This window comes from Bartonella sp. TT110JLCBS (assembly GCF_042193405.1).
Taxonomy (GTDB): Bacteria; Pseudomonadota; Alphaproteobacteria; order Rhizobiales; family Rhizobiaceae; genus Bartonella.
The window spans coordinates 1-1,310 of sequence record NZ_JBHILT010000102.1; the positions used below are offsets into that span (position 1 = coordinate 1).

At 41.1% G+C, this 1,310-nt stretch carries 1 protein-coding gene; it reads left to right on the forward strand.

The window, feature by feature from the left end; translation table 11 throughout:
* The coding region (locus tag ACFILW_RS09765; protein ID WP_375685721.1) for a tyrosine-type recombinase/integrase at positions 1–1,143 on the forward strand (1,143 nt) is incomplete at its 5' end.
* Positions 1,144–1,310 lie beyond the last annotated feature (167 nt).

The following is a 1,310-nucleotide window of genomic DNA, read 5'->3' on the forward strand; positions in this document are numbered from 1 at the left end:
GCAAGGGCTGTCGCAACATTGGGAGCTGGCAAATATAATGATGGTGCCGGCTTGTTACTTCATAAGCGTAAAGATGGAGGTGCTCAATGGATTTATCGCTATACCATTCATGGTCGGCGCCGTGAAATGGGCTTGGGTGCCTTAAGACATGTCTCTTTAAAACAAGCCCGTGAATTAGCAACTGGGTGGCGTGCTGTTCTTCGTGAAGGGCGTGACCCTATTCAAGAACGCGATAAACAAAAGCGTGAGGCAATAAGCAATCTCCATTACTTAAAAGACATTGCCGTAGATGCTTTTGAAAGTCGTAAAGCCGAATTAAAAAGAGATGGTAAGGCTAGTGATTGGTTTTCACCTTTGCGGCTTTACATTCTCCCTAAATTAGGTTGCCTCCCCGTTTCAGAGATTACACAAACAGAGATACGCGATACGCTTTCTCCCATTTGGCATACAAAAGCTGGAACAGCTCAGATAGCATTGATACGTCTTAATCTTTGTCTCAAACATGCGGCTGCTTTGGGTTTGGATGTTGATTTACAAGCAACAGAAAAAGCACGTGCTCTCTTAGGAAAACAACGTCATAAGATCACTAATAGACCAGCAATGGATTGGAAAGATATACCAGCTTTTTATCAGTTCCTCTGTAAAACACAAAACATAACACATCTTGCTTTGCGCTTGCTTATCCTTACAGGGGTTCGCTCTAACCCTTTACGTCATATTCATAAAGATCAAATTGATGGGGATATATGGACCATACCTGCTGAGAATATGAAAGGAAAGCGTGATACAACAAAAGAATTTCGCGTCCCCTTATCATCTGAAGCATTAAAAGTAATTGAACAAGCCCGCTGTATTTCTAAAAGTGATTTCATCTTTTCACTTACCGGTCGTGGTCCTCTTTCACATACGATGATGGCGGCGTATATGAGAAAAAATAAAATTGAAGCCTGCCCGCATGGTTTTCGTTCTAGTTTACGCAATTGGCTCGCTGAAACAACCGATGCCCCCTATGAGGTCGCTGAAACCATTCTAAGTCATACAGTAGGAGGTAAAGTAGAGCGTGCCTATCGTCGGACTGACTATTTAGAACAGCGCCGTGTCTATATGGATAAATGGGCGGCTTATGTCACGGGTCAATCTTAAGATATGGAGTGCATAACCCCATGATCTGTGGATAACTTTAGCTCTCTTTTCTCTCATTCTCTCTCAATAAGACTCATAACGTATCACATTAGAAATTGTATGATAAAATATTGTTTTCTATAAATAAAACATCTTTCTAAATGAACCAAAATGTGGTTAATAAATAG